Annotated in this window: 14 protein-coding genes and 2 pseudogenes; 5 read left to right on the top strand and 11 right to left on the bottom strand. The window is 66.7% G+C overall.

The genetic code is table 11. The annotated features are described in order from the left end of the window. Positions 1 to 29: 29 nt before the first annotated feature. Genes ACWEFV_RS14430 through ACWEFV_RS14445 form a run of 4 tightly spaced genes read right to left on the bottom strand, consistent with a single transcriptional unit; the run spans position 30 to position 3,461 of the window. A complete protein-coding gene (locus tag ACWEFV_RS14430; RefSeq protein WP_135455675.1) occupies positions 30 to 422 on the bottom strand; it encodes a universal stress protein in 393 nt (130 codons plus the stop codon). A 31-nt stretch (positions 423 to 453) separates the two neighbouring features. Then, on the bottom strand, positions 454 to 1,995 hold the full coding sequence (locus ACWEFV_RS14435; RefSeq protein WP_450070641.1) for a tripartite tricarboxylate transporter permease: 1,542 nt from the start codon (positions 1,993 to 1,995) through the stop codon (positions 454 to 456). Then, positions 1,996 to 2,481 carry a tripartite tricarboxylate transporter TctB family protein gene (locus tag ACWEFV_RS14440; RefSeq protein ID WP_450070642.1) on the bottom strand — a complete coding sequence of 162 codons (486 nt, stop codon included), beginning with the start codon at positions 2,479 to 2,481 and terminating at the stop codon, positions 1,996 to 1,998. It lies immediately after the preceding gene. After that, on the bottom strand, positions 2,478 to 3,461 hold the full coding sequence (locus tag ACWEFV_RS14445) for a Bug family tripartite tricarboxylate transporter substrate binding protein (protein ID WP_450070643.1): 984 nt from the start codon (positions 3,459 to 3,461) through the stop codon (positions 2,478 to 2,480). Before ACWEFV_RS14445 ends, ACWEFV_RS14440 begins: the two co-directional genes overlap by 4 nt. 67 nt (positions 3,462 to 3,528) lie before the next feature. Between ACWEFV_RS14445 and ACWEFV_RS14450 the strand changes: the two genes are divergently transcribed. From ACWEFV_RS14450 to ACWEFV_RS14465, 4 genes are all read left to right on the top strand, one after another. Next, positions 3,529 to 5,151, top strand: coding sequence for an ATP-binding protein (locus ACWEFV_RS14450; RefSeq protein ID WP_450070644.1), 1,623 nt, complete (start codon positions 3,529 to 3,531; stop codon positions 5,149 to 5,151). Next, complete coding sequence (locus ACWEFV_RS14455) at positions 5,144 to 5,794, top strand: response regulator (RefSeq protein ID WP_450070645.1); 651 nt, start codon at positions 5,144 to 5,146, stop codon at positions 5,792 to 5,794. The genes ACWEFV_RS14450 and ACWEFV_RS14455 overlap by 8 nt, the downstream gene beginning before the upstream one ends. A gap of 107 nt (positions 5,795 to 5,901) precedes the next feature. Next, positions 5,902 to 7,110 (top strand): cytochrome P450, encoded by a 1,209-nt coding sequence (locus tag ACWEFV_RS14460; RefSeq protein ID WP_450070646.1) that lies wholly within the window; start codon positions 5,902 to 5,904, stop codon positions 7,108 to 7,110. A 58-nt stretch (positions 7,111 to 7,168) separates the two neighbouring features. Beyond that, positions 7,169 to 7,891: a type 1 glutamine amidotransferase gene (locus ACWEFV_RS14465; RefSeq protein ID WP_450070647.1), complete on the top strand. Its 723-nt coding sequence runs from the start codon at positions 7,169 to 7,171 to the stop codon at positions 7,889 to 7,891. A gap of 84 nt (positions 7,892 to 7,975) precedes the next feature. On the opposite strand, the pseudogene ACWEFV_RS14470 reads toward ACWEFV_RS14465, so the two are convergent. Beyond that, a pseudogene (locus tag ACWEFV_RS14470) lies at positions 7,976 to 8,077 on the bottom strand (hypothetical protein); the annotation flags it as partial. On the opposite strand from ACWEFV_RS14470, the pseudogene ACWEFV_RS14475 reads away from it, so the two are divergent. Beyond that, positions 8,053 to 8,619, top strand: a pseudogene (locus ACWEFV_RS14475) (phosphoribosyltransferase); the annotation flags it as partial. The pseudogenes ACWEFV_RS14470 and ACWEFV_RS14475 overlap by 25 nt on opposite strands. Here the strand turns inward: ACWEFV_RS14475 and ACWEFV_RS14480 are convergent. From ACWEFV_RS14480 to pgeF, 6 genes are all read right to left on the bottom strand, one after another. Then, entirely contained in the window at positions 8,616 to 8,981 is a 366-nt protein-coding gene (locus tag ACWEFV_RS14480) for a hypothetical protein (protein ID WP_450070648.1), read from the bottom strand. The pseudogene ACWEFV_RS14475 and the gene ACWEFV_RS14480 overlap by 4 nt on opposite strands. A 72-nt stretch (positions 8,982 to 9,053) precedes the next feature. Next, complete coding sequence (gene wag31, locus ACWEFV_RS14485; RefSeq protein WP_450070649.1) at positions 9,054 to 9,875, bottom strand: DivIVA-like cell division protein Wag31; 822 nt, start codon at positions 9,873 to 9,875, stop codon at positions 9,054 to 9,056. Positions 9,876 to 10,082: 207 nt separating this feature from the next. After that, the gene (locus tag ACWEFV_RS14490) at positions 10,083 to 10,373 is read right to left on the bottom strand and encodes a YggT family protein (protein WP_036449468.1); all 291 of its coding nucleotides are present in this window, start codon (positions 10,371 to 10,373) and stop codon (positions 10,083 to 10,085) included. 178 nt (positions 10,374 to 10,551) lie between these two features. Continuing rightward, positions 10,552 to 11,193 carry a cell division protein SepF gene (locus tag ACWEFV_RS14495; RefSeq protein WP_450070650.1) on the bottom strand — a complete coding sequence of 214 codons (642 nt, stop codon included), beginning with the start codon at positions 11,191 to 11,193 and terminating at the stop codon, positions 10,552 to 10,554. Then, positions 11,190 to 12,023, bottom strand: coding sequence for a YggS family pyridoxal phosphate-dependent enzyme (locus ACWEFV_RS14500; RefSeq protein WP_135455700.1), 834 nt, complete (start codon positions 12,021 to 12,023; stop codon positions 11,190 to 11,192). The genes ACWEFV_RS14495 and ACWEFV_RS14500 overlap by 4 nt, the downstream gene beginning before the upstream one ends. A 33-nt stretch (positions 12,024 to 12,056) precedes the next feature. Further along, positions 12,057 to 12,767 (bottom strand): peptidoglycan editing factor PgeF, encoded by a 711-nt coding sequence (pgeF, locus tag ACWEFV_RS14505; RefSeq protein ID WP_135455702.1) that lies wholly within the window; start codon positions 12,765 to 12,767, stop codon positions 12,057 to 12,059. Between the last annotated feature and the right edge of the window lie 14 nt (positions 12,768 to 12,781).

A 12,781-nucleotide genomic window follows, 5' to 3' on the forward strand; every position in this document is an offset into this window, starting at 1 on the left:
TGAGGGGAAACATCCCAGGTCAGAGTGCATCAGTGATGTGTGGGCTTGACCGCCAGCACCGGTTTCGGGCATTCCAGCAGCAGTTGTTGCGACACGCTGCCCAGCAACAACTTGCCCACCGGGCTGCGGTGCCGGATGCCGATCACCAGCAACTCAGCGTCGGCGGCCTCCATCGCATCGAGTAATTCGGTGGCCGCGTCGACCCCCACGGGTTGGCGCAACTCGAACGGCACGCCACTCTCCCGCAACCGTTCCTCGACATCGTGAACCTGACCGGAGCGGGCGAACCGGGAATCCACATAGGCCTCGCCCGAGGTCGCGTTGATCACCAGCAGGCTGGTGCCCCGCAGGGCGGCCTCGGCGATACCGTGCTCGACGGCGGCAATACCGAAGGCGTCCGCGGTGTAGCCGACGACGATCATGAATTCTCCTCGCGCAAGCGCTCGTCGGTTGTCATGCCTGGGTCGCCTTCTCCTGCTGATCCGCATCATCCTCGACGATCAACAGCGTCTCCTCACTGCGGTGCATCAGCTTGAGCACCAACGGCATCAACAACAGGATGGCCATGAGCACATAGGTGACGATCGCGACGGGCTCGGTGAACAGACTGGTCCACTCGCCGCCGCCGAGCTGCAGGCTCTGACGCAGTTGCCGTTCGATGCGCGGGCCCAGGATCACCCCGATGATCAACGGCAGTACCGGCAATCCGAATCGCCGCATCATCAAACCGAGCAGCCCGAACACCAGCAGCAGGACCAGATCCAGGGTTTGCACGTTGACCGCGAACGCCCCCAACGTCGCGAAGAACAGGATGCCCGCGTACAGGTACGGCCGCGGCGTGCGCAGCAGCTTGGCCCACAGCGGCGCCAGCGGCAGGTTGAGCACCAGCAGCAGGAAGTTACCGATGAACAAGCTGGCGATCAGGGTCCAGATCAGCAGCGGTTCCTTCTCGAAAAGCGTTGGCCCGGGCTGAATCCCATAGGACACGAACGCCGTCAGCATCACCGCGGCGGTGGCGTTGGTGGGCAGCCCCAGCGACAGCATCGGCACCAGGGTGCCCGCCGCCGAGGCGTTGTTGGCCGCCTCGGGTCCGGCCACGCCCTCGATGGCGCCCTTGCCGAACTCTTCAGGGTGCGCCGACAGCCGCTTCTCCGTGATGTAGGACAGGAACGTCGGCAACTCGGCGCCGCCGGCCGGCAGCGCGCCGAACGGGAACCCGTAGGCGGTGCCACGCAGCCACGGCTTCCACGACCGGCCGAAGTCCTCACGGCTCATCCACGGCCGGCCCACCGGGATCACGTCGGCCGGCCGGCGGCGCAGATGCGCCGCCACCCACAGCGCCTCGCCGAGTGCGAAGATCGCCACCGCGATCACCACGATGTCGATACCGTCGGACAACTGCGGCAAGCCGAAGGTGGCGCGCGGCTGGCCGGTGAGGAAGTCGATGCCGACCACCCCGATCGCCAGCCCGAGGAACAGCGAGATCGCACCGCGCAACTTGGAGGAGCCGAGCACGGCGGTGACCGCGACCAGGGCGAACAGCATGATCGCCAGGTAGGACGGCGCGCCGAGGGTCACCGCGAACCGCGAGATCGGCGGCGCGAAGGCGGCCAGTAGCGCGGTGCCGATCGCGCCCGCCACGAAGGAGCCGATCGCGGCGGTGGCCAGCGCCTGCGCGGCCCGGCCGGCCTTGGCCATCTTGTTGCCCTCGATCGCGGTGATCACCGACGAGGATTCACCCGGGGTGTTCAGCAGGATCGAGGTGGTCGACCCGCCGTACATCCCGCCGTAGAAGATCCCGGCGAACATGATGAAGGCCGCGCTGGGGCTGACGTTGTAGGTCACCGGCAGCAGCAGGGCCACCGTCATGGCCGGGCCGATGCCCGGCAGCACACCGACCGCGGTACCCAACAGCACGCCGATCACGGCGTACAACAGGTTCATCGGGGTCGCGGCCTCGGCGAACCCCTGAAGCAACCATTCGAAGTTACCCATTCACAGAATCCCGTCCAGAATGCCTGCGGGCAGCGGAATTCCGAGCCCGGAGTAGAACGCGTAGAAGCTCGCCACCGACAGCACCGTGCCGATCGCGAGGTTGCGGAGGTAGTGGCGATTGCCGAGAATCGTTGCCGCCCCGGCGAACAGCAGTGCGCCCATGATCGCCCAACCCAACGGCTTGACCAGAACGATCACCAGCACGAACAATCCGACCAGGAGACCCACCGTGCGCCAGTCCCCCGGCATGTTCGGGTCGACATCCTCACCGGCGTCCGCCTCACCGACCGATCCGCGCGGGATCACGATCGCCAGGACGACGGCGAGCACGATCAGGACGATCCCGATCCCCAGCGGAAATGCCCGCGGCCCAACGGGGTCGACCTTGGCGAACCCGCCGGTCAAGGTGAGCGCGTCATAAATCAGGAATCCGCCGACGGCCACCAGGACCGCGCACACCAGATACTGGGCCTTGTCGACCTTCACAACAACCCCAATTCGGTCAGCGTCGTCGAGACGCGCTTGTCCTGATCACGCAGGAATTGTTCGAAGTCCGCGCCGGTGCTGAACGCGTCACTCCAGCCGTTCTTGACCAGCGCGTCGCGCCACTGCTGGGTGCCGTGCAGATCAGTCAGGGCGCGCACCATCGCGTCCCTGGCCTCACCGGAAATCCCTGGCGCCGCGAGTATTCCGCGCCAGTTGGTGAACGTGAGGTCGATGCCGGCCTCGGTCAGGGTGGGCGCATCGATCCCCTCGACGCGTCTGGCCCCCGACACCGCCAGCACCCGGACCTGCCCGGCCTCGATCTGGTCGACGAACTCGCCGAGTCCGGTGGTGCCGGCCGCGATCTTCTTGCCCAGCAGGGCCGTCAGCAGGTCACCGCCGCCGTCATAGGTGATGTAGTTGACCTTGCGGGGGTCGACTCCGACGGCGCGTGCGGTTTCCATCGGGAACAGGTGATCCGGTCCGCCGGGCGAGGATCCGCCGCCGATCGTGACCTTCGCGGGATCGGCCTTCCACGCCGCGACCAGCTCGCCGATGGTGCGGAACGGCGAATCCCCTGGCACCAGAATGCCTTCCTGCTCCTCGACCATCTTGGCCAGTGCAGTGGCGTCCGATGCGCGCGCCGAGGAGCCGTTCGTGTACACGGCTCCCACCACTCCCAGCCCCATCATCATCATGAGGTCGTCGTTGCCCTTTTCGTTCATCAGCCGGGCCATGGCCACGGTGCCGCCGGCCCCGATGACGTTGAATACCTCGATGCGCCCGGTGATATCGGTGTCTTCCATGATCTTCACCGCGGTGCGCGCGGTCAGGTCATAGCCGCCGCCCGGGCTGTTGGGCACCATCATGCGCAGCCGGTGCAGGCCGCGGGATTGGTCACCGCGAGTGACGCCGCACGCCGTCACCAGCATCACTGCGACCACGGCCACCATCAGCGCGGCACCTAGACGTCGGAACCTCATGGTCAGCAATACTGGACCCCTGACGTGACGCAGGTCACCCATTCGGACGCAAAGGAAGTTTTGGTCGTTGAGTTCACCGGTCGGGCGTTCACCAGTCGCGCGGTCACGGTTGTTGCGGGGCGGCAGCCTGGCCGGGCGCTTCCTGGTGTTCCAACTGCTGGTCGTCGCGGTGGTACTGATTGCGGTGGCCGCGGTGTCGGTGGCGCAGTCCACCCGGGAGTTCCGGGATGTCCGCGGGCAGCGGATGATCGCGGTCGCCGAGAACATGGCGTCCACACCGATCGTCCGGGACCGGTATGACGACCCGTTCGCCGCCCAGGTGCTGGCACCCGAGGTCGACCGCGCGGTGGCGCTGTCGGGCGCCGAGCTGGCCGAGATCGCCGATCCAGCCGGAAATGTGCGCGTGTCGTCCGATCCGGCGCGCGTCGGGCAACGACTCGACCTGAGCACCACCCGCGCCGATGAGGGCCGCGCCTGGTCCGGAGACACCGACGTCAGCGGCACGCATCGACTGGTGGGCCAGGTGCCGGTACTGGGTGCCGACGGTGCGGTGCTGGCGATCGTCTCGGTCAGCGAGCGCTACCCGTCGATGTGGGAGTTGTTGGGCGGGGCCGGCGAACGGCTGCTGATCTACCTCGGACTGGGCGCGACGCTCGGGATGCTTGCGTCGTGGCTGTTGTCGCGTCGCATCAACCGCCACACCCGTGGTCTGGACATCGCCGAGATCGCCAGCCTGGCCGATCACCGGGAAGCCCTGTTGCACAGCATCCGTGAGGGCGTGGTCGCAGTGAACAACGAGGGAGTCGTCACGGTGATCAACGACAGCGCATCCGACCTACTGGGCATCGGCGCAGACGCGGTTGGCCGCCGTGCCGACGAGGTCGGTCTGGAACCTGCCGTGGTGTCATTCCTGTTGTCCGGTGGAGGAACTCGCGCCGACGATTCGGACGTGGTGATCACCACCCGGACCCGGGTGCTGGCGCTCAACCGCCGCGCGGCCCGCAGTCAGGGCAGGACCATCGGTACCGTGACCACCATGCGCGACAGCACCGAGCTCGCCGCACTGCAGGCACAACTGTCCTCACACCGAAGCGTGACGGACACCCTGCGGGCTCAGACCCACGAGTTCTCCAATCAGCTGCACACCATCTCCGGACTGGTGCAACTGGCCGAATTCGACGCGGTACGAGACCTGGTGGGCACCCTGACCCGGCGCCGTGCCGAGATCAACGAGGCTGTCACCCAACACGTTTCCGATCCCGCGGTGGCCGCACTGCTGATCGCCAAGACGTCGCTGGCCGCCGAGAGCGGGGTTGCCCTCGCCCTGACCGGCGACAGTCACCTCAGCCCGCTCGACCCGGCCCTGGCGACCGACGTGATCACACTGCTGGGCAATCTGATCGACAACGCCGTCGACGTATCCGTCGGCTCGACAACAGCACAGGTGACCGTGCGCATCGACGACTCGGCCGAGCTGCTGCTGGCCGTGTCGGATTCGGGACCCGGTGTGCCCGAGGATCTTCGGGAGACCATCTTCTCCCGCGGAGTCACATCCAAGGCCGACGTCCCAGGGGGCAGGGGCATCGGGCTGGCCCTGGTACGCCTGGTGGCCGCCCAGCACGGCGGAGACGTCGAAGTGACCGACGCCCCCGGCGGCGGCGCGCTGTTCGTGGTGCGGCTCCATGCGTGACGTACTTGTCGTCGACGACGACTTCATGGTCGCCGAGATACATCGCCGCTTCGTCGACCGTGTCGACGGATACCGCGCGGTGTCGGTGGCACACAACGGAACCGAGGCCCTCGCGGTCTCGGCCGAACTTGGTCCCGACCTGATCCTGCTCGACGTCTACCTGCCGGACATGACCGGGTTGGAGGTGCTGCGACGGCTGCGCGCCGAGGGCAACCGCGTCGGCGTCATCATGGTTACCGCAGCCCGCGAACTCGACACGGTGCGCGGTGCGTTGGACGGCGGGGCCGCCGACTACCTGATCAAACCGTTCGACTTCGATCAGCTGCAGGCGAAACTGGTGGCCTTCGCCGCGCGTGCCGAGGCGCTGGCGGCTGAGGGCGGCGCGGATCAATCGACCATCGACGCCCTGTTCGGTGGCCCGGCAGCCGTCCTGCCCAAGGGGCTCGGATCCGAGACCGGCCGGCTGGTGATGGATGCGGTTCGCGGCGCGGGCGAGGTATCAGCCGCCGAATGTGCTGAACTGGTGGGTATTTCAAGGGTCAGCGCGCGCCGCTACCTGGAGTACTACCTGAGCACCGGCGCACTCGAGCTGCGGTTGCAGTACGGTGCCGGCCGCCCCGAGCGGCGCTACCGGGCAAGGTGACCGCATCCGAACCGCAGAACTGACGTAGCGCGCTACTCACGACCCGCGGCAGCCGACAGACCAGCATCAACATCAGCAGGTCCTGGCCCGATCACGCGGAGGCTGTCATGACCCTGGTAACCAACGCCGCCCTTCCCACGCTCGACTACGAACACGAGACCGACCCCGAGGAAGTGCACCGGCTGATCGCAGCGGCCCGCGCCCACGCCCCGATCGCGATGGGACCGCACGGCCCGGAACTGCTGACCTACGACCTCGTGCGCACCGCGCTGCGCGACGCACGCTTCGAGGTGCCCAGAGGCATGTTCCTGGCCGCCCAGGGAATCACCTCGGGCCCGCTGTGGGACCGCGCCAACAGCAGCCTTCTGGGCATCGACGGCGAATCACACACTCGGCTGCGCCGACTGGTGGCCAAGGCGTTCGCCCCCCGCAGTGCCGAGAAGCTGCGGGAGGCCTGCATCGACATCGTCACCGAGCTCACCGACCCCTGTCTGTCCGAGGGGCGGTGCGACGTGGTGACCGACATCGCCATGCAATATCCGATCCCGGTGATCTGCGCGCTGCTCGGCGCACCGCGCCGGGACTGGCATCTGTTCTCCCGATGGGCCGATGACATCTTCAAGATGTTCAGCTGGAACCTCGGCGACCACGCCCACACGGTCGAAGCGGCCTGGCTGCAACTCGACGATTACGTCGACGCCATGGTGACCCGCCGAAGCACCACCCTCACCGACGATCTGCTGTCCGACCTGATCCGGGCAGAGGTCGACGGAGACCGGCTGACCCACTCCGAGCTGCAGATGCTGGCCGGTGGCGTCCTGCTGGCCGGCACCGATACCACCCGCAATCAACTCGCGGCAGCCGTCCAGGTGCTGTGCGACTATCCCGACCAGTGGCTCCTACTGGCCGAGAATCCCGACATAGCACCAACTTTCGTCGACGAACTCCTTCGGCACACCCCCATAGCCCTGAGTAGTGTGCGGACCACCCGCGAGGATGTCGAACTGGCCGGCCTGATCTTCCCGGCCGGAACCCACGTGGCCGTGAACTTCGCTGCGGCCAACCGCGATCCACAGGTGTACGACGACCCCGACCGGTTCGACGTCAACCGGATCGGCCCGCCGGCCATGATGACGTTCGGCGGCGGGCTGCACTACTGCCTGGGCGTTCATCTTGCCAGGGTCGAACTCACCGAGGCATTGCGCGTGCTGACCCGAAAGCTGCACAACCCACGCTGCGTTGGCCGAGCCCGATGGAAGCCGATGACCGGGATCACAGGGCCCGCCTCACTGCCCGTGACCTTCGAGGCGGCCTGAAGGTCCAAAAACTGGACCTGAAATACGATCGCCGGCGGGGTACCGAGATAATGACGGAGTGACATCGAAGGTTCTGTTTCTGCGCAACGACCGCACGGCCACCGAGGCCATGCTGGCCGGTGTCTTCGCCGAATGCGGATTCGACATCGACACGTTCGATGTCGTGGCCCCCGAGCGGGACGACGACCCCGCCGGCGAGGTGACCCTCCCCGACCCGACCCGCTACGACGTGATCGTTCCGCTGGGTGCGCGCTGGTCGGTCTACGACGAATCCCTGGTCGACACCTGGGTGGGAGCCCAGATGGCCATGGTGCGCCGCGCGGTCGAGTCCGGCGTCGGAGTGCTCGGGGTGTGCTTCGGTGGACAGCTCATCGCGCAGGCCTTCGGCGGTTCGGTCAGCAGGTCCCCCGCGCCCGAGGTCGGCTGGTACGACGTGGCCAGCGACGACGATCAGGTGGTTCCGGGTGGCCCGTGGTTCCAGTGGCATTTCGACCGCTGGACCCTTCCGCCCGGGGCCACCGAGATCGCCCGGACACCCGACGCCTCACAGGCGTTCATCCTGGGCACGGCGCTGGCGCTGCAGTTCCACCCCGAACTCGATTCGGAGCTGTTGGAAGTCTGGTTGGCCCACGACCGCGACGGTTCGGCAGCCGACATCGGCCGCAGCCACGATGAATTGCGCTTGCAAACAAAGGAATTCACCGACGACGCGGCCGCCCGGCTGCGCACGCTGGTCCGCGGCTTCCTGAACCGGGTGGTCCGGGCGCAGCCGTCGACGTAGGCTGGCATCTAGCCGGCAGAATTTTTCGAGAGCCGGCAACAGCGCTGATGAACGCCTGGAGTCTGCGAACCGGCAGAGATCGCATCTACCAGGACCGCCACGAAGCGGGCCGGGTCCTGGCCGAACAGCTGGTGTCGTATCGGGACCGACCCGACGTACTCGTCCTGGGCCTGGCCCGGGGCGGAGTCCCGATCGCCGCAGAAGTCGCCGCCCACCTCCACGCGCCGCTGGACATCTTCGTGGTCCGCAAGCTGGGCGTGCCCCAATGGCCGGAGCTCGCCATGGGTGCGGTGGCTTCCGGCGGCGGTCTGGTGATCAACGACGGACTGGTGGATCGCCTCGGTATCGATGAAGACACCATCGTCGAGACCATCCGGCGCGAGACCGCCGAAATCGAACGGCGGGAACAGGCCTATCGCGGAGGACGTCCGGCGCCCGAACTTCCCGGCAGGACGGTGATCCTGGTCGACGACGGCATCGCCACCGGGGCCACCATGCTGGCCGCGGTCCGCGCTGTGCGGGCGGCCCGGCGGGTCGTGGTGGCGGTACCGGTCGGCCCACCGACCCTGAGCAATCAGCTACGGGATGAGGCCGACGACGTGGTGTGCTTGAGTACCCCGCCCATGTTCGAAGCGGTGGGTCAAGCGTTCGTGGATTTCCACCAGGTCAGCGACGACGAGGTGCGCCGCCTGCTGGCCGAGTCCACCACGGGACCAGGCGAGAGTTAGTTCTTGTGCTTCTCGGCGGACTCGTCGGCCTCGACGTCCACATCAGCGGCGTCGGGCTCCACGGCGACATCTGACTCAGGCTCGGCGACCAGGTCATCGGGATAATCCACCGGCGCATCCACCGCGTCGAAGGTCTCGGTCGTCTCGGTGGCGTCGGGCTCATCAGCGGCCGCGACCGCGTCTTCGTCGTCACCGGTCTTCGTTCCGCGCGAGCGTTCCCGCAATGCGTCGATGATCAGCAGCAGCACACCGATCACGCTGGCACCGATACAGACCCAGGCGATCAGCTCATTGCTGGTGACCACAGCGGTCACCAGCGCGGCCAGGCCGATGACGGCAAGCACGAGCGCAATGATCAACATCGTTCAACCCTAAGTGTGGTGGGCCCGAGATCGGGCCGGTTCACGACAGTGCGAGGACGTCAGTCTTGCTGGTTAATTATTGCCGCGGTTGAACTGGCTGAAACCACCAGCCGAGTCGTTGTTGGCACTGGAATCAACCGGCGCGGCCGAACCGCGCTGGCCCAGCTCTTCCAGCTGAGACTCCAGGTAGGTCTTCAGACGCGTCCGGTACTCACGCTCGAACGTGCGCAGCTGCTCCAGGCGGCCCTCGAGGACCGTGCGCTGCTGATTGATCGTGCCCATGATCTCCGAGTGCTTACGCTCGGCGTCGGCCTGCAGGGCATCGGCCTTCTCCTGAGCCTGACGCAGCTGGGTCTCCGAGCGGGTCTGCGCGTCGGCCAGCATGGCGTCGGCACGCGTGCGCGCCTCCGAGACCGTGGTCTCGGCGGTCTTGCGGGCATCGCTGACCATGGCGTCGGCCTGGGCGCGGGCATCCGAGAGCAGCTTGTCCGACTCGGCCTTGGCCGTGGAGGTCAGACGGTCGGCGGTGTCCTGCGCCAGGCTGAGCACCCGGGCGGCACGTACGGCGGTGTCTTCGCTCGGCGGCGCGGCAGGGGCGACCGGCACCGGCGGGGCCTCGTACACCGGCTGGGGCGCCGGGGTCGGCTCGGGCTCCGGCTCGTAGAGCGGGATGGACTGGGTGGACTGAGCACCACCGCCGGCCCGCGCCGATGCCAGCTCCTGATCGAGCTCGGACACCCGCTGCCGGAGGTCGGCGTTTTCCTCGATGAGCCGAGTCAGCTCGTTCTCAACCAGATCGAGAAAGGCATCGACCTCGTCCTCGTTGTAGCCACGTTTGCCGATGGGCGGCTTGCTGAACGCGACGTTATGGACGTCCGCTGGTGTGAGCGGCATTGTCTGCCCCCTTGAAGTCTTGGACCGTCAACCGATCTCAAAGTGTAAAGCCTTGCTTGATCGCAACTGGAGTCCATCCTGTCACACCAGACCCGGCGGTTGCAGTGGAGGCCTATTTTTAAGAACGAATTTCAATCTTCTTACGCAATTGTGGACCATTCGGCAAACGCCGAGATCGCGTCTGCCCAACCCGCGTACATCGAAGGTCTACATCGCCGCGTTGAACGCCAGCTGCATCCCGATGAACGCCGCGAGAAGCAGCACCATGATCGACAGGTCGAACCGCACGGCGCCTATCGTGAGCTGGGGAATGAGCCGCCGCAGAAGTTTCACAGGCGGGTCGGTCACGGTCATGATGAGCTCCAGCACCACGACGGTCAGCCCCTTGGGGTGCCAGTCGCGGCTGAAGGACCGGATGAACTCGACGACGACGCGCGCGATGAGCAGCAGCCAGAAGATGAACAGCGCGAAACCGAGAATTTCGAAGAACAGCGACAACTGAGCCGACCTCACTACAGCAGGATGTGTGACATTGGATACAGGTCGCCGTAGGCCGGACACATCTCACACAGATGACGTGGTCAACCGATATTGCGACGTCGCCAGCCTACCCGGGCCCCATCTGGGCGTCCGGTACGCGCAGCGGCGTCACGGTGCCGCGACGGACGTCGCCGCGCTACTGATACGCGTAGAAGCCGGCCTCGGCGATCCGACGTCGCTGCTCAGCGCTGACGTCGACGTCTGCGGGCGACAACAGGAAGACCTTCGTGGCCACCTTGTCGAAGGAGCCGCGCAGCGCGAACGCCAGACCGGCGGCGAAGTCGACCAGCCGCTTGGCGTCGGCGTTGTCCATCGAGACCAGGTCCATGATCACCGGGGTGCCGTCGCGGAACCGTTCGCCGATGGTGCGCGCCTCGCTGTAGTCCTTGGGCCGCAGCGTGGTGATCTTCGCCAGCGGGCTGCCCGCTTCGAACAGCTCCGCCATCCGGCGGGGGTCCATTGCCAGCGCACCGCGGGTAGATCCGGACAGTGCACCGAGACGCGGTGCGGCACGGTCGAATTCGCGGGGGGCGCGCATCCGCGCGTCGAACCGCTGCTCGTCGGCGAAACCACCACCCGGGTAGCCGCCCCGATAGGCCGGGCCCTCGTCGTACTCGGGGGCCTCGTAGCCGTAGCCGTCCTCTTCAAAGCGCTCGTCACGGGGGCGCCGGGCGTAGCTGCGCGCAGCTCCACGGTCGTCGTCCTCGTAATACTCGTCGTCGTAGTCCTCCATCGGCGCCATGCCGAAGTAGGCCTTGACCTTGTGCAGTGTGCTCATCTCGGCGACCCTTCTGCGGACTGTGGGGGTGGTGGTGTCTGTGATGAAGATGTGACTGGAGTGACTACTGCGGGTGACGTTAGCGGGCGTTGCCCCATGAGCGCGGTACCGACACGCACACACGTCGATCCGTGTTTGACCGCACTTTCGAGATCTCCGGACATCCCCGCCGACAGTTCGAGCCGGTGCTGGTAGTCGCGCTGTACCCGCTCCCGCTCGGCGGCCAGCCGCGCGAACGCGTCGTCGGCATCCCATTCCAGTGGCGGGATTCCCATCAGACCGGCGAACTCCAACCCCTCGGCGGCGTTCGCTGAACCACAGATTTCGTCGACGAGATCGGGGGCATTCACATCGACACCACCCCGCTCGGTGTCCCCGTCGAGACTGATCTGGATGTAGACCCGCAGCGGCTGCGCCCGCCCACCGGCAGCCAGCGCCTCCCCTGCGGCCCGGTCCAGCGCGGTCAACAGACGCATGCTGTCGACCGAGTGCGCGGTGTGCGCCCACCCCGCGACGGCCCGCGCCTTCTTGCGCTGGATGCGCCCCACCATGTGCCAGCGAATCGGCACGTCCGGCAATTCGGCGCGAACAGAACCGACTTTATCTGCGGCCTCTTGTTCGCGGGATTCACCAAAAGCGAGGCACCCTAATTGATTGAGAATAATGACATCGGAGGCCGGAAAGTATTTCGTAATCGGAAGTAATTCAATTTCATTGACATTTCGCCCGACCGATTCTGCGGCACGCGCCAGGCGCGCCCGCGCCGCACCGAGCGCGGCGGTCAACTCGGCCGTCCGATCCGCGTCACGCCCGCGCTGCACGGTGCTCATCTCACCCTCACTCCAGACTCATTCTGGGATCGTTCATCGGGACTGCTCCATCCACACCACACTCGCCAGACGTCCGGTCGGTGCGTCCCGGCGATGGCTGAACAGTGCGCGGTCGGCGACCGTACACCGCGGGTCCACACCAATCGCAGTGACACCCAAAGCCGTTAATTGCCGGGCAATTCCGGCTCTGAGGTCCAAACCGGGCGTACCCCGCGAGGTGGTGGTGCGCGAGCCGGGCAGGACGGCCTCCACCTCGGCCGCCATCTGTTCGGGCACCTCGTAATTGGCGCCGCTGACCGCAGGGCCGAGCAGCACCGAGATATCACCGAGATGCGCACCGGCGGCCACCATCGCCTCCAGGGTCCGGGCGACGATGCCCTTCTGGGCGCCGACCCGCCCGGCATGGACAGCTGCGATGACCCCGGCGCGCGCGTCGCCCATTAATACCGGGACGCAATCGGCGGTCACCACGACCAATGCCAAACGCGGCGTCGTCGTCACCAATGCGTCGGCATTATCGACCGCCGTGTCGCGCGGGCCGTCCACGGTGACGACGTGGTCACTGTGTACCTGATTCATCCAGACCAGCGCATCGGCCCCGACTGCGGCGGCCAGCCGTCGCCGGTTCTGGGCCACCGCCCTCGGATCGTCGCCGACGTGGTCGCCGAGGTTGAAGGAATCGAAGGGCGGTGCCGAGACGCCGCCGGCGCGGGTTGTCGTCACCCGCCGAATACGAACACTCACAATCCCAGTATCCG

The organism is Mycobacterium sp. NPDC004974, from assembly GCF_053600815.1.